General features: G+C 39.8%; 16 protein-coding genes and 1 riboswitch. All 16 genes read left to right on the top strand.

The annotated features are described in order from the left end of the window. The first annotated feature begins 15 nt into the window (after positions 1–15). The 16 genes from P9L93_02270 (at position 16) to P9L93_02195 (ending at position 18990) form a co-directional block, all read left to right on the top strand. Positions 16–1650 (top strand): radical SAM protein, encoded by a 1635-nt coding sequence (locus P9L93_02270; GenBank protein ID MDP8229909.1) that lies wholly within the window; start codon positions 16–18, stop codon positions 1648–1650. A 26-nt stretch (positions 1651–1676) separates the two neighbouring features. Continuing rightward, positions 1677–2747, top strand: a complete 1071-nt coding sequence (locus tag P9L93_02265; GenBank protein ID MDP8229908.1) for a radical SAM protein — start codon at positions 1677–1679, stop codon at positions 2745–2747. Between the two features lie 24 nt (positions 2748–2771). Then, positions 2772–4088 carry a lipopolysaccharide biosynthesis protein RfbH gene (gene rfbH / locus P9L93_02260; GenBank protein MDP8229907.1) on the top strand — a complete coding sequence of 439 codons (1317 nt, stop codon included), beginning with the start codon at positions 2772–2774 and terminating at the stop codon, positions 4086–4088. A gap of 14 nt (positions 4089–4102) precedes the next feature. After that, the gene (locus tag P9L93_02255; GenBank protein ID MDP8229906.1) at positions 4103–5035 is read left to right on the top strand and encodes a glycosyltransferase family 2 protein; all 933 of its coding nucleotides are present in this window, start codon (positions 4103–4105) and stop codon (positions 5033–5035) included. A 471-nt stretch (positions 5036–5506) separates the two neighbouring features. Then, entirely contained in the window at positions 5507–7756 is a 2250-nt protein-coding gene (locus P9L93_02250; protein ID MDP8229905.1) for a hypothetical protein, read from the top strand. A gap of 1 nt (position 7757) precedes the next feature. Further along, the gene (locus P9L93_02245) at positions 7758–8621 is read left to right on the top strand and encodes a radical SAM protein (GenBank protein MDP8229904.1); all 864 of its coding nucleotides are present in this window, start codon (positions 7758–7760) and stop codon (positions 8619–8621) included. A 9-nt stretch (positions 8622–8630) separates the two neighbouring features. Beyond that, a complete protein-coding gene (locus tag P9L93_02240) occupies positions 8631–9764 on the top strand; it encodes a hypothetical protein (GenBank protein MDP8229903.1) in 1134 nt (377 codons plus the stop codon). Between the two features lie 38 nt (positions 9765–9802). Next, a complete protein-coding gene (locus tag P9L93_02235; protein ID MDP8229902.1) occupies positions 9803–11260 on the top strand; it encodes a response regulator in 1458 nt (485 codons plus the stop codon). A 16-nt stretch (positions 11261–11276) separates the two neighbouring features. Beyond that, a riboswitch (cyclic di-GMP riboswitch) is annotated at positions 11277–11366 on the bottom strand. 52 nt (positions 11367–11418) lie between these two features. After that, a complete protein-coding gene (locus P9L93_02230) occupies positions 11419–12492 on the top strand; it encodes a DUF3187 family protein (protein ID MDP8229901.1) in 1074 nt (357 codons plus the stop codon). A 5-nt stretch (positions 12493–12497) separates the two neighbouring features. After that, positions 12498–13190 carry a pseudouridine synthase gene (locus P9L93_02225; protein ID MDP8229900.1) on the top strand — a complete coding sequence of 231 codons (693 nt, stop codon included), beginning with the start codon at positions 12498–12500 and terminating at the stop codon, positions 13188–13190. A 174-nt stretch (positions 13191–13364) separates the two neighbouring features. Continuing rightward, the gene (locus P9L93_02220) at positions 13365–14162 is read left to right on the top strand and encodes a hypothetical protein (GenBank protein ID MDP8229899.1); all 798 of its coding nucleotides are present in this window, start codon (positions 13365–13367) and stop codon (positions 14160–14162) included. 165 nt (positions 14163–14327) lie between these two features. After that, entirely contained in the window at positions 14328–15389 is a 1062-nt protein-coding gene (locus P9L93_02215) for a PilT/PilU family type 4a pilus ATPase (GenBank protein MDP8229898.1), read from the top strand. A 3-nt stretch (positions 15390–15392) separates the two neighbouring features. Then, the gene (locus tag P9L93_02210; GenBank protein MDP8229897.1) at positions 15393–16673 is read left to right on the top strand and encodes an AsmA family protein; all 1281 of its coding nucleotides are present in this window, start codon (positions 15393–15395) and stop codon (positions 16671–16673) included. 70 nt (positions 16674–16743) lie between these two features. Continuing rightward, positions 16744–17172: a YbhB/YbcL family Raf kinase inhibitor-like protein gene (locus P9L93_02205; GenBank protein ID MDP8229896.1), complete on the top strand. Its 429-nt coding sequence runs from the start codon at positions 16744–16746 to the stop codon at positions 17170–17172. Between the two features lie 61 nt (positions 17173–17233). Beyond that, complete coding sequence (lsrF, locus tag P9L93_02200) at positions 17234–18013, top strand: 3-hydroxy-5-phosphonooxypentane-2,4-dione thiolase (GenBank protein MDP8229895.1); 780 nt, start codon at positions 17234–17236, stop codon at positions 18011–18013. Continuing rightward, positions 18010–18990 (top strand): alcohol dehydrogenase catalytic domain-containing protein, encoded by a 981-nt coding sequence (locus P9L93_02195; protein MDP8229894.1) that lies wholly within the window; start codon positions 18010–18012, stop codon positions 18988–18990. The genes lsrF and P9L93_02195 overlap by 4 nt, the downstream gene beginning before the upstream one ends. The last annotated feature ends 33 nt before the right edge of the window (positions 18991–19023 follow it).

The following is a 19023-nucleotide window of genomic DNA, read 5'->3' as shown; positions in this document are numbered from 1 at the left end:
TAGAGGATAAGAAATATGGACAAGGTCTTATTTATAGTACCCCCGCCTATTATGTATGTCGATTTTGTCAAACCTGATTATAATGCAAGAATAGTAAAAAAGAAAAATGGAGATTTTGCAAGTGTGCTCACCGATATGCCTTTAGGTATAATGTCTATGAGCTCATGCTTAAAAAAACATGCCGCAGCAGAAACTAAGCTTTTAGATTTTGCTACTACTTTAAATAAGTTAGAAAGTTTTGAGTATCATTCTTTTGTAGATTTTTTTCAGCAATCTCTTTCAACTTTGGATTATGCGCCAACTATAGTCGGGATATCTTCGCTGTTCACGCCTTCGTATCAAAATATGCTGGATATAGCAGAATGTTGTCGTAACATATTTCCCGATGCCATCATTATAGCAGGCGGCGGCATTCCAACAAATATATATAAAGATATATTTAAAACTAGCGCAGGATTTGACGCTCTATGTTATGGTGAAGGCGAAAAACCTCTTTTAGGCCTTGTGCAAGCCGATGATAAAGTGTCGTACTTTGAAGAAAATCCTTCCTGGATTACGCGGAGAAAAGTTGAAAGAGGACAGACGTTCCTGCATGATTTTATCGAAGACCTTGATGAAATACCTTTTTATGATTATGATATTTGCGAGATAGACGAATATGGATTAAACCCTGCAATAGAGGCCTATTCGGCTGTCACCAAGAAAAAACAAAACTTTCATGTAATGACGTCCAGGGGGTGCCCATACCATTGTTGTTTTTGCGCATCACACTCGGTCCATGGAAGAAGGATGCGCTATTATAGCATCAAGAGGATCAGAGAGGATTTTAAGCGCCTTAGAGACCAATACGGGGCAGAAGTAATTATTTTTCAGGACGATCATTTCATTGCGAAAAAACAGAGGGCCTTTGAGATCATTGATATAGTAAAGGAATTGCGATTAACTGCTGTTTTTCAAAATGGACTGCCTTTGTATGAGCTTGACAGAAAGATGCTTGAGGCTTTAAAAAGCGCAGGGATTGATCAGCTTGTTCTGGCGATTGAATCGGGGAGCAGCAGGGTTTTAAAGGAAATAATGCACAAGCCCCTTGACCTTTCAATGGTAAAGCCTGTGGCTGACGATTGCCGTGAATTGGGAATATATATGGATGTGAACATATTAATAGGACTCCCCGGCGAAACAAAGCAGGATATTGAGGATACAAGGGCATTTTTAAAAACTATTAATGCAAACTGGTTTAGAATAACGGTTGCAACTCCTCTTGTAGGGAGTGAAATGTTTGATATATGCCTTAAAAAGAATTACATCAAAGGCGGTTACATTGACTGCCATTATAAAAAAGCGGTTGTCGAAACAGAGAATTTTACCGCTGAATATATACAGGAGAAGGCATATATCTTAAATATAGAGCTTAACCTTGTAGAAAACAGCGACTTTCGTTTGGGCAATTACGAAATGGCGCTGCGCGGGTTTGAGAATGCAATAAGAGCAAAAAATGACCATGCCATTGCATATTACTGTGCCGCAAAATGCTATGAAAAACTCGGCAATTTTAATAAAGCACAACAATATATGGATACTGCAAAGATAATCGTAAAAGAAAGCCCTTTCTGGCGCAAATATGCAGATATGTTTAATATCCCTATATAGCATAGCGATACAAGGAGATAAATATTATGCCAGGCCAACAAGGACAATTAAAACTAAATGAAATAAAAAAAAGGGCCTCACTAAAAGAAGAAAAACCGTATGTCTATGAAAAAATCATGAAATTTGATGAAAAGGTTAAAAATGGAGAGAGCATAGCTATAATTCAATTCCAATACGATTATAGGTGTAATTTTTCTTGCATACACTGTTCAACGAAAAGATTTCAGGGGAAAAAGGAAGGAAGGTTTTTTACGCCTGATGATGTAAGGGAACTTTCACGGCAAGCGGACGAAATGGGGCTTGCGCAAATTGTAATTACAGGCGGCGAACCATTAGTATTTCCGGATTTTGATGATATAGTTAAGGCTATCGACCCGCAGAAATTTTGGATAGTTTCGGATACCAATGGCTGGTTTTTGGATTCAGAAAAAGCAAAACATCTAAAAAGTATAGGCGTTGACAAAATTCAGTTGAGCATTGATAGCATGTCGGCGGCGGAACATGATGCATTTAGACGCAAGGCGGGTTCGCAAGAAAGAGCCGTAAGAGCTGTTGATGCGGCCTTGGGCGCAGGATTAAATATTATCATACAAACTGTAGTTACAAAGCAAAGGGTTAGATCACAAGAGTTCATTGAATTTTTGGAATTTCTGAACGGAAAAGGAGTAGGAGTATTTGTAACATATGCAAAGCCTGTTGGATCATGGGAAGGGAATTTTGATGTTCTTGTCGATAAGGATGACATGGATTATATGGGAGAACTCGAGAAAAAGTATAATGTGTTTACACATTTAACCCCATCGTATGGCCTTAATTTAGGATGCATATCAGTTAAAAGAATGGTGTCTATTACAAAGTATGGCGACGTAATGCCCTGTCCATATATTCATGTTTCTCTTGGAAACTTTTTTGAAGAACCATTAAAAGACATTATTGAAAGAGGCATGAAGGTTAAATATTTTGGAAAATATGCTGACACTTGTCTTATTGCAGAGGACAGAAAATTTATTAATGACTATGCGGTGAAAAAAATCTACGGTAAACCGCTCCCAGTACCTTATACTGAAGTATTTACAAGTGAGGATTTTATTGATTAGAGCATACACGGTGTAAATTTATATATGACGAAGACACGGAGAAAAATAAGGCAGGAGGTCTTTAAAAAAGTTGTCAAACTCTTTAGATACAGAGAAAAGGAGGCAAGGTTTATACCCGGAAAAACTTTAATTAATTATGCGGGCCGCATTTACGATGAAAAAGAATTGACAAATTTAGTAGATGCCTCGCTTGATTTTTGGTTGACTTCCGGTAGATTTGCCAAGCAATTTCAAAGAGAATTTTCAGAATTTTTAGGCATAAAATATTGTATACTTACAAACTCAGGTTCTTCTGCGAATTTACTGGCAGTTTCTAGCTTGACTTCACCGCTATTAAAGGAGCGGCGATTAAAACCAGGCGATGAAGTAATTACTACTGCCTGTGGATTTCCAACCACCCTCAACCCCATTGTGCAGAATAAGTTAGTTCCCGTTTTTGTAGATATAAATTTGGGGACTTATAACATCCAGGCAGAAAGAATCGAAAAGGCGATTTCCAAAAAGACCAAGGCAATTTTTATTGCCCATACATTAGGTAATCCTGCCGATATGGATAAGATTTTAAAGATAGTAAAAAGGCATAAATTATGGTTTATCGAGGATAACTGCGATAGCATGGGTTCAAGATACAGAAAAAAATATACAGGGGCGTTTGGACATATTGCTACATGTAGTTTTTATCCATCGCATCACATAACGATGGGTGAAGGAGGCGCGGTCTTGACTAATGATTTGCTGTTGAAACGGATAATTTTATCATTTCGTGATTGGGGAAGAGATTGTTGGTGTGAACCAGGACACGATAACACCTGTGGTAAAAGATTCTCTCAGCAGTTTGGGGGATTGCCGGATGGTTATGACCATAAATACATCTATTCACATATTGGCTATAATTTGAAGATTACTGATATGCAAGCTGCAATTGGCGTGGCACAGTTAAAAAAACTTCCTGGTTTTATAAGGGCAAGGAAAGAAAACTTTAAGTTTTTATACGCTTTTTTTAAAAAATATGAGAGGTATTTTGTTCTTCCCCTGGAAGCAAAAAATTCTGACCCAAGTTGGTTTGGCTTCCCTGTTTTAGTAAAAAAAGATGCCCCATTTACGCGAAATGAGACAGTGAAATATTTAGAAAAAAATAAGATTGCCACAAGGATGCTTTTTGGTGGAAATCTAATAAAACATCCTGCCTATGAAAATATAAAATACAGGATCCATGGCAGTTTAAAAAATACAGACATGGTAATGGATAATCTTTTCTGGATAGGGGTCTATCCTGGGATAAAGAAGGAGCAGATTGAATTTATTTGTAGTATTTTTGATAAGATGTTGAAACCGATATAACGAGAGGTGTTATTATGAAAAAGATATCTGTTGTTACCGCGGTATGTAATGAAGCTGAGACAGTAAGGGATGTATATCATGTAATTAAAAAAGTATTTGCAGGGTTAGAGAAGAGCTATGATTACGAACACATCTTTATGGACAACTGCAGTACTGATGAAACAATTTTCATTTTAAAAGAGATAGCCTCGCAGGATAGAAGAGTAAAGATTTTGGTATATTCTAAGGATTTTGGACCAATAAAAAGTGGAATGATGGGTTATAGGTATGCCGTTGGTGATGCGGTAATTTCTTATGAGGCGAATCTGAAAGACCCCCCAGAACTCATCCCAACTTTTGTAAAATATTGGGAAGATGGATACGATGTAGTTTATGGAGTCAGAAAGAAAACTCGCGATATGTTCCCCATGTCTTTTATGCGCAAGACATTTTATCGAATTGTTAATGCGTTATCAGATGAAAAGCTGCCTCTGGATGCTGGTGGATTTCGCCTAGTAGACCGGAAAATAGTTAATGAACTTCTTAAACTGGACGATTATAAACCATATATCAGGGGATTAATATCCTCCATTGGTTTTAAGCAAATCGGTGTTCCTTATAAAAGGAAGGCCAGGCCTAAAGGGGTTTCAAAGAGCAGCTTTAAGTATCTCGTTGATTTTGCGATTAATGCAGTAATTAGTTATTCTATTGTTCCGATAAGGCTGAGCACATATATAGGGCTGGGCCTGGCATCATTGAGTTTTTTGGCATGTATGATATATCTGATTTTGAAATTTACTATTTGGCAGGCCCAGATACCAGCAGTTGCAGGTGTTATCACGCTGCTTTTAATGTTTTTTGGAATCCAGCTTTTTTTCTTAGGCGTTATCGGCGAATATATCGGCGCTATTCATTCCCAGGTTCGCAAGAAGCCTTTCGTCGTTATTAAAGAGAAGATTAATTTTTGATGAACATTAAGAGCGTGACAAATATTATAAAAACTATCATAAGTAAATACAAAGTACAGACAAAGTTTATAATCGTAGGGATTTGGAATACAATTTTTGGATATGGAGTTTTTCTGATTCTCTATGCGGTTTTTTTACATATATTTAAAGTTAGACACACTTCTTATATGTCTGCCATGATTTTAGGGGCATTCATAGCGATTATCAACGCCTTTATTTTTCATAAATATATAACCTTCAAGTCAAGAGTGAGAGGTTGGAGGATAATAACGGAGTTTTTTAAATTTTGCATGACGTATGTTGTCACTTTTTTATCGAGCCTGATCCTTTTGCCATTTTTTGTGGAAATTCTATATATCTCTCCAAGAATCGCTGCGGCGATTGTGATGATTATGTGTGCTATAATAAGCTATCTTGGACATTCGCGATTTTCTTTTTATGCTGGCGTAGACTAATGCAAGGACAGCCATAATGTTAGATGTCAATGTACAGCCGTTTGTATATTTTGCGGTAATATTGTTTTTTTGCCTGCTTCCTGTATTTTTGTTTACAAAATCTATTTCTAAGGCCTTCCTGGCAGGATCTGCCGTATTTTTATTCCTGTTTTTTTATAGAGATTTCTTTCTCGGTAAAGCCAGCACATATCATGATACTTTCTGGAATGGCGAGATTTTCTTTCGCATAGTAAAACAGTGGATTCATGCTGGATTTTATCCTGGCTGGAATCCGTTCATGAACGCGGGTGAGCCTATCTATCTTTTTTCGAACAGTTGTTTTAAGGCCCCCTATGTATTTTTTTCTTTATTAAGCCAATTTATAAGAATAGACGACCACACCCTTTTTAACCAATATTGGATTTTTTTATTTCTTAATTTCTGTATCGGCGCATATTTATTATTTCATGTGCTCTTTGATGATTTCAGGATTGCGTTCTTTTGTTTTTTATCTCTTTTACTAAGTGGTTGTTTTTATGTGAATATGGGGCAGCCTGCAGGGATAGCTTTATTATATTTCTTCCCTTATATTCTTTTTGGCCTGGTAAGCTCCATCAAAAATAAATCTCCTTATGGTATAGCCCTCGCGATTATATACACCAGCTTGTCGTGGAATATCTATATTCCTCTTTATATTTTTCTGGTTTCTTTTTTCTTTGTTGCTGTAATTTTCCTGTTTAATTTATCATACCTTAAAATAGTTTATCAGATTGTGAGGCAGCATTATAAATTGATTATCCTTGCTGTTTTTATAGCAGTTTTAGCGGCAGGGCCATTGATTTTTCTCAATTCCGAGATGAAAAATTTCGTTTCCCCTTCGAGGGGGGCATTTGCCCCAGGCGCGGCCCTTTCTATAGAACAAGATGGTACTCAACCAAGGGTTAATGCCTCTTTTTCAGATTATAGGTTGCTTATAGACAGGATATTTGAAGACAGTCAAACTCACAGCATTATTCATCACGGCTTCTATTTTGGCATCATCCTGCTTATCCTTATACCCATAGCTCTACTTAGATCAAAAGATAAATTGGTATGGCCATTTTTTATTACAGCTATATTCACTGCTTCGGTTGGAGCAGGGAAGGAGTTTTTTGTGTTCCCCTCCTTAGTTAAACATGTGCCAGGATTTAACATGATGCGGCATACGTTCATGTTTTCCCAGCTCGTCTCTTTTCTTTTAATTTGTACATCAGGATTTGGCCTGAAAGCGATCTTATCTGAAAAATCTAAATTTAAAATACCCCTTATTACTATTATAGCTGGCCTGGTATTATTTTTGGCCGCGAAGGATAATATAGGCAGGGTATTGATTTTATCAAGTTGCATAGTAATAGTACTTTCGCTTATGCTGCTAAAGATTTTCAAAAATAGGGTCCTGGCAGTAAGAACAGCATATTTACTGTTTTTTTTAATTTTAATATTAGATATTTGCTTTTTTAATATCGCATTATCATCTTATGCCCCTTCCAGATTTGTCACGCGCCCCTATGATAATCTATCACCCCCTGCTCCTGTAATCTATCCGCTTGAAAGAGGCCTTTTTGCAAGGCAATCGCCAGCAATGCCCTTCGATTTTTTTCCTTTATACTTTAAGGAAGCGAGCCTGACTAGTCGAAGGGAAAATCTTATATTCTTAAGAAATACGCGTCTCCATGATATGTTAAGAATGCTTAGGCAGGGGTCAAGGCATGAATTGGCATTTGGTGTTGGCATGCCTACTATGTTCTTCACTAATAATGCGAGGGTTTTTGGTTCTAACATGCAAAAAGATGAGATGATAAAGGAGATATTTAGAGATTTTATAGATGAAGAGCAGAAAACTCTACGAGTTTTTTTTCAGGAAAACGAGATTGATTTCGATGTCCCTGACAAGAGGAAGGCAAAGTATTTTTTAGGGCCCGATGCCATGGCTATCATAAAAAGGGATGATCCTAACAGAATAGATATAGTAATAGATGTTCCAGCAGATGGATTCTTAACGAGATTAGAGAATTTCCATAGGGGATGGAAGGCCACTATCGACGGTGTGCCAGCAAAAATCTACAGGGCCAATTACGCATTTCAGGCAATTCAGCTCCCCGTTGGTAAACATAGAGTTGTGTTTGAGTTTAAGACAATATATCCTATCCTATTCTGGATTTATATATTGATCTCGGTATTTGTATGGTTTTCCTTGAATTATTACCTGTACAGGTTTAAGCCTGAAGAGAACAGAACGCAGACTTAAAATGAGAGATATAATTATCCCCAAAACCTATAATTATATAGCCTTGTTTTTAACACTCAACTGTAATTACCGATGCAGTTATTGCATAAATTACTTCAAAAATAAAAAGGCCAGATTCAACAAGAAGCTGATAAGTGGAGAGGATTGGATAAGAGGGCTTAACAGGATTGCCTTGCGAAACGATTTACCCATCACACTGCAAGGGGGAGAGCCGAGTTTACACAGGGATTTTATTTATATTATCAATAATCTTAAGCCAGAGCTAAAATTAGACATGCTTACAAACATACAGTTTGACGTGGATGAATTCACTAGATCAGTAAAGCCTGAGAGATTCAAAAGAGACTCGCCTTATGCATCTATCAGGGTGAGCTTCCATCCAGAGGTGATGCGTTTAGACGAGACCCTTGCGAAGGTTTTAAAGATGCAGGATGCCGGGTTTAGTATTGGCATGTGGGGAGTCACACATCCAGCGTATAAGGATATTATTTTAAGGGCCCAGGACAAGGCAAGGACAATAGGCATAGATTTCAGAACAAAAGAATTTTTAGGAGACTACGAGGATTCTTTGTTCGGCACATATAAATACGAAATGGCAGTGAATAGAAAATTCAAAAAAAAGTGTCTTTGTAAGACCACTGAATTTATCATCGGGCCCACTGGAGGAGTGCATAGATGTCATAGTGACCTATATGAATGCCGTGAGTCAACAGAGAGTATATTGGATACTGAGTTTCAATTGGAAGATGTCTTTAGGTCGTGTGATAGATTTGGTCACTGTAATCCCTGTGACGTAAAAATCAAAACGAATAGGCTTCAAGAATTCGGCCATACATCGGTCGAAATAAAAGATATTCATACATAGGAGATGATTATGCTAAATAAAAGGAATCTGATAATCTTTCTTGTTGTATATAAGTTATTTTTGCTCACCATTTTTATACCTCTTGCATATGAGATGATGCCGTTTTACGAGGCCTCATACCAGGAAAATACAGTTCTTTCGGATGACGAGGCCTTGAACAGTCGTTCGCCTTTTAAGACGTGGGATAGTTATAATTTTTTGTATATTGCCAAAAATGGCTACACAGAAGGCCACAATAAATTCAATGTACTATTTCCGCTATTCCCTGTTTTAATAAAGATCTTCCTGCCTGTTTTTAAAGGCGACGCTGTCATGTGCGGCATCCTGCTCTCTAGCATATTTTCGCTTATCGGTATGATGTATTTTTATTATTTTGCCTGCAGACACTTTAGCCTTGCTGTTGCCAAGGCGAGCTTGTTGATCCTTTTGGCGTTTCCAACCGCGTTTTATTTTTCCATCATATATTCAGAGGCCCTGTTTTTCATGCTTATAATGATGTTTTTCTATTATGCCTTTGCTAAAAAGTATCTCCCGGCGGCATTATGTGCCTTATTTTTGCCGCTGACAAGGCTGACAGGTTTGTCCATTGCGTTGGTATTTGTAGTAATATATTTCGAGAATAACAAGACTAAAATAAGGCCAAATATTTTGTATCTATTATCTCCTGTGCTTGGATTTATGGCGCTATTGGCATTTTTCCATTTTACAACAGGCAATGCCTTTGAATGGCTTGACTCGCAGAGGATTTACATCGCAAGGCATAGTGTTTCTAATCTATTGAACCCACTCGTGACCCTATACAATAATTTTTTTAAGACTGATTTTACGCTTCATGGATATACGACCTCTATAGTTGACAGGATCGCGTTTTTGTTGTTTACCGCAGTCCTGTTTTTTACATTTAAAAAGCAGCGATTTTCTTTATTTTTGTATGCATTTTTAGTAGGTTTTTTACCAGCCCTGACCAGCAATATGATGTCATACATGCGCTATTTATCCATAGCCTTTCCAGTGTATCTGTTTTTAGGCATGAATTTTAATATTGAAAAAAGACAGAAAAGATTCTTTTTGTTATTAGTTACATTTTTTCTGCTGCAGGGATTTTTCATAGCCAGGCATGTAAATTATTTTTGGGTGGGGTAAATGTTGACCTTGGAAATATTGTACGTTATAATGATCTTATGAACGGACTGAATAAAAAGGTATTGTTAGCAGAGCATGAGCAAAAGATAGTAGATATACTTGTTTATCTTTTAAATGCTTGGGATTACGAAGTTATTATTGCTTCAGATGGGGCATCTGTGCTTGAGCTGGTTCGGCGAGCGCACCCTGATATTATTATTATAGACTGCAATATTCCGAAGATAGACGGTTTCGAGGTCTCAAAGGTCTTGAAAGAAGATTTTCTTACCGCACACATACCGGTAATAATACTCATTGATAAAAAACAGATACGCAAGCGCATGCTCGAGATAGAGCAGGGCGTGGACGATTATATCGCGAACCCACCTGATCCTATTGACCTGGAGGTCAGGATGGAAATGGCGCTGCGCAGGACTACGCACCAGCTGCACGCGAACGCGCTCACAAGGCTCCCTGGAAATAGACGCATAGAAAAGGTTATCCAGTCAAAGATCGAAGAGGACGCGATTTTTTCTGTCGCGTATTACGACATTGATAACTTCAAATCCTTTAATGACAAATATAACTACATGAAGGGCGATGCGGTTATTCGCCAGACTGCCCATATTGTTTCAAGGACAGTTAAGAAATACGGGAACAAGGATGACTTTGTGGGGCATATTGGAGGCGATGATTTTGTAGTGGTGACCACGCCTGAGCGCGACAGATTAATAGCATCGGAGTCCATATTGAGCTTTAACAGGCTTATGCCTTTTCATTACACCAAAGAAGACAGGGGTCTGGGCCATATCATTTCAAAGGATAGAAGGGGCAACATAACAAATACACCGCTCATGAGCCTTTCTGTGGCAATAGCTAATAATAAAGATTATGGATTTCAAAATATCGTGGAGCTCATGGAGATAATCGCTGAGATAAAGGGATACCTGAAGGCCTTGCCTGGAAGTAATTTTCTTGTAAATCGCAGGACCATGATGAAGAAAGAGTTTTTAGCTTCGCATCAGTCTATTGTCTCTGAAAAGGCCTCTAAGGTGGTGCCTGAATTCAGGCACAAGCCATTGGGCCAGATACTGGTTGAATCACATGTTTTGACTTCTCAGCAGCTCGAGGCAGCTTTAAGTAAACATTGGTCAACAGGCCAGAAGATCGGTCAGAGCATTGTAGGTCTTGGCTTGGCGAGTTCAGGCGACATAGCAAGGGCCCTGGAGTCACAGTTGAATGTCCCGCATTTTGATGTAAGAAGATTAGAGCAGAATGGAGAATTAAAAGCAGTTATAAGCAAGATACCTATTGATTTGATCAAGAATTATGGGGTAATTCCAGTTAAGAAGGAAAAGAACGTAGTAAGCCTTGCTATGTTAAATCCCAAGGATATTGAGGCAATAGATAAGGTAAAGAGTTTTACCGGGTGCAACGTAGCTCCTTTTTTTGTGCTGGAGGATGAGTTTTCTGAAATCATGGGGAAGACAATAAGAAAGGCCGATAAAGGCGATTAGCGTCGGCTTTTCATCGCTTGGCAACCCAGCCGCCATATCCGTTTAAAGGACTTAGGCCTGTTGGCTTTGCGCCCCCTGATTTCTCTAGGGTTTGCCCTTATCGGCTAATACAAGTATACCATATAATTAGACCATTTTCAAGATCGCGGAGGTTATGGATGAAGGTATTTTTGGCAGCTATCGTGGTGTTGTTTTTTGTCAGTTGTTTTTTGTCTTTGGACAGTGCTTTTGCATATTTATATGAACCAGAAGAAGATGAGGAATCTTATCAGGTATCAGGGATCGGCCCGGTAGCCATACGAAATCAAATGCCGCTATATCTTTTCTATTTACAGATGGTGCCGGACAAGGCAAGCGTTGTAGAGAGAAATAGATTTGTAATAGATGCGGATTATACTGTTTCAAACATCACTGTAAGCGCGTTTACGCCGATCTCATCTTTTTATGACATCCAGATCGACTTAGAGGTCCAGAGGATCACGCTTGATTTCAGGTATGGTGTTTACGATAATCTGGAAATCGGATTAGAGGTTCCTTATATAGGCCTGTGCAGTGGATATCTGGATAATGCTATAGAAGGCTTTGAGGATGGAATTGGAGCAAGGACGCCTCGCTCAAGAGAGCGTCAAGGGTCGTACGAATTCGATTACAGTTTCAAGTATGGTCCCGGCAACTACCTCATACAACAAAAGACTTCTACGCATGGCCTGGGTGATGTCGTGCTAACTGCTAAATATCAGCTGCTAAGGGAAAGCGAGTGGCATTGGCTCTTTCCAAATATATCAGTGCGCTCAGCGATCAAGTTTCCAACAGCTGATGAGGATGATTTGATCGGGAGCGGCGAATTCGATTATGGTTTTGGCATTTTAATAGATAAGAGATTCTTTGACAGGCTTTTTGTCTACACGGGTGCCAGTGTCATGAGAATAGAAAAGCCCGATGTTTTCTCAGTGCTGGGTATCGATCAGGAGTTTTATTCTTACATGCTGGCACTGGAATATTTTTTTACAGAGAGGTTTTCTGTTGTCACACAGGTGACCGGCAACAATACGCCTTATTCATATAGCCAGACAAATCCTCTGGACAATGACGCGCATGACTGGGCCCTGGGTTTTAATTATAGGTGGAAGGAAAGGACCGACGTGTCGTGGAATTTTGCGGTTGTTGAAAATATCAGCGCTGCCTCCAGCCCTGACGTTAGTTTTAATACAAGCCTGAACTGGGGATTTTAAGAGATATGCGTTTGCAGGTCTTTCTATCAAGCTCAGGTGTCGCGTCTCGAAGGTCTGCGGTAGATATAATAAAGTCTGGCAGGGTGCGCGTTAATAATAGTATAGTCTTTGAACCGTCGCACAGGGTTACCTCGGAAGAAGACAAGGTTTATTTTGATGATAAAAGGGTTTTTCCAAAAGAAAAGATCTACATCATATTGCATAAATCAAAAGGAGTCACAACTACCAAGAAGGACAAATTCGCTGAAAAGACAGTGATGGATCTCTTGCCGCGCAGATTCAGGTATTTAAATCCAGTTGGCAGGCTGGATAAAGATACAACAGGGTTGTTGCTTTTAACGAATGATGGGGGCGTAATAAATCGACTCACGCATCCCAGGTTTAAGGTGGATAAGATATATGTTGTAACACTTAACAGGAAGCTGGTGGTTCCGGATAAGCTGAGGCTGGAAGAAGGTGTTTCTTTAGACGGAAGACGTACTGCAGGGTGTAAGATTCAGCTGGGGCCAGGCAAGACCCTTAAGATCACCATTCATGAGGGCAGAAAGAGGCAGATAAGAAGGATCTTTGCGGAAACAGGCTATTCAGTTAAGCACTTAAAGAGGCTAAAGGAAGGGGCGTTGACCTTAGGTAACCTGTCAGAGGGCATGTGGAGGTTTTTGACAAAAGAAGAGAAATTATACATAGCCCTTGACTAATTTAAAAACACCGTGTAAACTACTACTTAATTAATAATTGCTATCGTTGATTATCTTATGCAAGACAGAAAGGGGGGATGGAATAGTATTCTTCATGGGATAAGCTATAAATAAGCAACTAATAATAAAAAAGTTAAATATATAAAGTAATCTATTAACTTCAAGGAGGAAATAATGAGGATGGTAAAATATTTATTAGCTGTTTTGTTTGTTGTTGGTTTCGCTGCAACAGTATGTGCGGCTCCAGTTGGCCTTACCTCAGAGGCAGATGCGGTAGAAGGTGAATTATGGGCAGATAACAATATCGGCTTGAGTGTTGGAGTTGTTTATGATGCTGTACAGGAAAGAAGAATAGATGTTGACAGCGGCGACTTTGAAATGCAGGCAGTGATGGCCAGGATAGGCTTGAGCATGCTTGACAGATTTAATCTTTACGTTGATATCGGTGAAGCATCAGACATGGAATTGGATTATACGATCTTGGGAGAAAAGCACACCGTTAAATATGATTCAGAGGCTATCATTGGCGTAGGGGCTAGCGCATTAATCTATCGATGGGATAACGGTTTTGAGATAGGCGCGAATGCAAGCTATAGGACGACGGATCTGGCTGTTAACGATGTAACAGTAGATTCGAGAGTATACACGACTACGGAACTAACAAATGTGACCAACAGTGATTATGAAGAGATTCAGGGCGCTGTTGAACTTGCGTGGAAGAATGGTGTCTTTGCTCCTTACGTAGGATTAAAGTTTTCAGATGTAGAGCTTGGCAGTGACTACACTATTGCTCCTCAGCAGTATAGTGACAGCAAAGGCAAGGGTTCTGATAGGAATCTGGGTGGTTTTGTAGGCTTAACTATTACACCTAAGATAGAGGCAACACCGCAGAGCGAACAGCTATCGATCAATATCGAAGGCAGGTTCATAGATGAAGAGGCATTGAACGTAGGAATTTCATACAAGTTTTAAGTAAGTTAAGATGAATAGTATTAAGGCGCAGCGGATTTACAGAATCCGTTGCGCCTTTTTTATGATGAAAGGATTTAAAAGAAACCACAGAGCGCACAGAGGAAAACTATAATTGAAAAAGATCTCTGTGTTCTCTGTGGTTTGTTTTTAACGAGGGGTGTTTCAATGAATCTTGTTCATGTATTAAAGGAGATGCTTGAAAAAAATGCGTCAGACCTTATTCTTAAACCAGGCAGTCCTGTGTGCATGAGGATCAATGGCGGGTTATTTAAGGATAAAGACATACTTACTGATAGGGATTTAAATGATATAGTGGATAAAATAATAACCAGAAGCAAGAGAAGCGTCTTTAAAGATCAAAACGAGAGCGTAGTGTCTTTTGGTATGGATGACGTAGGTAGATTCCGGGCAACGATTTTTAAACAGAGCGGGTCTACGGTTGTCGTGATCCGTGCGATCAGCGGAAAAATTCCTTCATTTGCAGAACTAAATCTGCCAGCAAAGGTACTGGAGGGTCTGTGTGGTGAGAAGCGGGGATTGGTACTGATCACTGGCACTACTGGCAGTGGAAAGTCTACCACAGTAGCAAGCATGCTGGAATACATAAATAAGACCACGGCCAAGCATATAGTTACACTTGAGGATCCAATAGAATTTATATATGAAGATAAAAAATCGATCATAACTCAGAGAGAGATAGGCATAGATACTGAGAGTTTTCAGAAGGCGCTTGAATACATCATGCTGCAGACGCCCGACGTTATTTTTATAGGCGACATAAGGAACTCACAGGTTATGTCAATTGCCCTGACAGCTGCTGAGACAGGGCAGCTGGTGATAGCAAATCTACATACAATAAGCAGCGTTCATACCATAGAAAGGATAGTTAATTTTTTCCAGCCGCACCAGCATGCTGAAGTAAGGATGCAGTTATCAATGCTTCTAAAAGGCGTTTTGTCTTTAAGGCTGATTCCCTTAAAGGACGAAGGGGGTCGCGTCCCTGCAACTGAAGTCCTTATCCCTACACCTACTATAGTGGAGCTGATCAGGGAAGGTAAGCTAGACGAGATAGAGTACTATATAAAGGATGGCAGCCTGTACGGCATGCAGACATTTGATCAAGTGTTGCTATGTCTACACAAGGAAAAGCGGATAACAAAAGAAACAGCCATTGCTTATTCAGAGAGAAAGAACGAGTTGTTAATGAGCCTGAAGGAGTTACGTTAATCCATGAAGATATTTTTCATAATAGTGGTATTGCTTTTTATAGTTGTTGTTGTGGGCGCTTTAGTGTATCTATTGACATTTGACCCTAATGAATACAAAGGAATCTTAGTAGAAAAAATAGAAGAGATGATAGATAAAGATGTCAGGATAGACGATGTGTCATTGAGTTTTTTTCCAGGCCTGGCGCTTATGGTAGATGAGATTTCTGTAAAGGATAGAGAAAAGACCTGGTCTAATGCGATGATGGAGGCAGTGTCTATAGAGGCGCGCATAAGGATATTGCCGCTTATCAAGAGGAAGCTGCAGATAGATAGGCTGTTTATCAAGGTCCTTGATGTGCAATTTGGGAATAGATTTCCCTTGAAGGATAGCTTTAAGGATGTTGAATTAAGGGCAAAGATATCAGAAGAAAACCTGATTATAAACCGCCTTACCGGGTCTATTGCTGGAGGAGCTTTTTTTATCAAAGGTATTGTAAGGAATTTGTCTTCTAGTCAGGATTCAGATATGGAGATCATGCTGCAGGGCATGGATGTTTCCATGTTTCTGCCAGATGTTGGGCCAGGCGCTCCGCGCTTTGAAGGTATGCTCGAAATAGACGCGGATCTTTCAGCAAGAGGATTGGATGTGCGTAAGCTACTTGATACGCTTTCAGCCAGGGCCAGTATAAAGCTGGACAAGGCAGCGCTTAAGAACATGAATCTTTTAGTGGTTGCTTTTGAAAGACTCGAGAATATATTACCCGGGCTTGTGTATAAGTTAAAAAACAAGCTGCCAGAACACTACAGCGGGCTCTTAAAAGACAATCATACCTCTTTTAGGCCTATTAAAGGGTATCTTGATATGAAGGATGGGAAGGTATTTCTTAAGAAGACTACTATTGAGTCAGATGTTTTTTATCTAGTGGCTAGCGGTTATCTGGATCTCAGGGGAAGGCTTGATATGGATTCAGAACTGTTTATACCTAAAGATCTTTCAGAGGCATGCGTTGACGCAGTTTATGAGCTAAGCTATTTGCAGAATTCACAAGGCCTGATAACAATGCCTGTTCATGTCGGAGGTAGTCTTGGTGATATGTCGATAAAGCCTGATATTGATTATGTAATAGAAAAGCTTGCTGTTTCAACTGGCCAGGAATTACTAAAGGCTATTTTTAGAAAAGAAGACCCTCAACAGGAAACAGAAGCAGGATCTGAAGGGAGTGAACAAAGACAACAGGAAGTAGAGCCAGCTCAAGCTATCATAAAGACGATATTTGACATACTATCTGCGCCTAATGAATAAAATTCTTTTCGTATTTTTTATAGGCATTTTTATATTTATGGCTCCTTGTGGAGCAGAGGAGGCTATAGACATGAAGATTACCAGCCCTGAGTTTGAAAATAATAGTTTTATACCAAAGAGATTTACCTGTCAGGGCGAAGACATCAACCCTTTGCTAGTCATTGAGGGTGTTCCTGGGGAGGCAAAGACGCTTGCATTGATAGTAGATGATCCAGACGCGCCAATGGGCACATGGGTGCACTGGGTCGTGTACAACATACCAGTTGTCTCCAGCATAGAAGAGAACAGCATCCCAGGGCAAGAGGCCATGAATGACTTTGGTAGAAAAAATTACGGAGGTCCGTGTCCACCCTCAGGTGTACACCGCTACTTCTTCAAGCTGTATGCATTGGATACTGAGATCGATCTGCGAGATAACGCCAGAAAGAGAGATCTTGAAAAGGCAATGCAAGGCCACATTCTTACCCAAGCAGAACTAATCGGACTTTACAAGCGATAATAATTTAAGGTATAATATATATCCTATTATTGAGCTATATAGCACATAGGGGAGGTATGGTATGGAATGGGGTATGGAGAACAGGCTTTCAAGGATAATTAATCCAAAGACAAAACGATGTGTTATGCTGGCAGTTGATCATGGTTATTTTCAGGGACCTACTACGGGGTTGCAGGATTTAGGCAAGACAGTCAGTCCTTTATTGCCTTATGCAGAGGCCCTAATGATCACTAGAGGCGCTTTAAGAAATTGGATCTCCTCATCAGTGGACCTGCCAATTGTGCTCAGGGTTTCAGGTGGGCAGAGTATATTGAAGGAGCTATCGAACGAGATAATCACTACTTCGATTGAAGATGCGATCAGGATAAATGCTTCGGCAATCACATGCTCTGCTTTTATAGGAGGAGAGCATGAGAAAGAGACTATTGGCAATCTTTCAAAGATTATCAATGAAGGCGCGGGTTATGGTATCCCTGTTTTGGCTGTAACAGCTGTTGGCAAGGCCCTGGTAAGGGATTCCAGGTATCTGGCCCTAGCCTCAAGGATCTGCGTAGAGATAGGCGCGCATATAGTAAAGACATATTATTGCGAGCCTGGATTTGATAAGGTCGTAAAGGCGTGCGGCAATGTACCTGTTATAATAGCAGGAGGAAAAAAGATAGAAGAGAAAAAGGCGCTCCAGATGGCCAAGAACGCGATAAGCTCCGGAGCAGTAGGTGTGGACATGGGAAGGAACATATTTCAGTCAGATAATCCAATCGGCATGATAAAGGCTGTTCGAGCGATCGTGCATGAAAATGCGTCTGTCAAAGAGGCATTTAAAATATATAAGAAAAAGTGAAAGTAGCGGTTTATTATAACAATAGCGATATCAGGATAGAGGAAAGAGATAGGCCTCAGATCAAACAAGGCGAGATCCTGGTCAGGGTGATGGCGTCTGGGATTTGCGGTACAGATGCCATGGAGTGGTATAGGATTAAAAAGGCGCCGCGTATTTTAGGCCATGAGATAGCTGGTGAGATCGTCGAGTCAAATTCAAAAAAATATAAAGCAGGACAGAGAGTTTTTGTAAGTCACCATGTGCCTTGTAATAGATGTAAATATTGCGCAGATGATAATCATACTGCATGCGAGACATTGCACAAAGGCAATTATGAGCCTGGCGGCTACAGCGAATTCATCAGGGTACCAAAGGAAAACGTTGAAAGAGGCACGTATGTATTGCCGGAAGGCGTTAGTTGCGAAGAAGGCACGATGATAGAGCCACTGGCCTGTGCTGTACGAGGTCAGCGCGTTATTGGAGTCAAGAAGGGTCAGATAGTGCTGGTTTTAGGAAGTGGCGTTTCTGGACTCCTGAACATCTGGCTGGCTAAATCAAAGGGCGCAAAGGTTATTGCAACAGATATAAATAAATACAGATTGAAGAAGGCAAAAGAGTTTGGCGCGGATATTGTCGTAGATGTAAAAGAAGAAAAACTAAACGTAAAGGCAGATAGAGTTATTGTTTGTGCTGGCGCGTATCAGGCAATTGAACAGGCTTTTAACTCTGTAGATAGAAAAGGCGCGATACTGCTTTTCGCAATACCTGATAAGGATATTCAGGTACCGACCGCGGTTTTCTGGAGGAATGAGATAACCCTGGCTTCATCCTATGGAGCAGCGCCGCGTGATTTAAAAGAGGCCCTGGATTTAATTAAGAGCAAAAAAATAGATGCAAAAGGTATGATAACGCATAAACTACCATTAGACGAGATTCAAAAGGGCTTTAAGATCCTTTCAGATGCCCAAGAATCTCTAAAAGTAGTTTTATTACCCTAAAAAGAAACCACAAAAACAAACCACAGAGGACAC

Origin of the sequence: Candidatus Gorgyraea atricola (assembly GCA_030765235.1) — a bacterium.
In the GTDB taxonomy this organism is placed as follows: domain Bacteria; phylum Omnitrophota; class Gorgyraeia; order Gorgyraeales; family Gorgyraeaceae; genus Gorgyraea; species Gorgyraea atricola.
The sequence above is the reverse complement of the archived record's forward strand: the minus strand, read 5'-3'. Positions and strand labels throughout refer to the sequence as shown.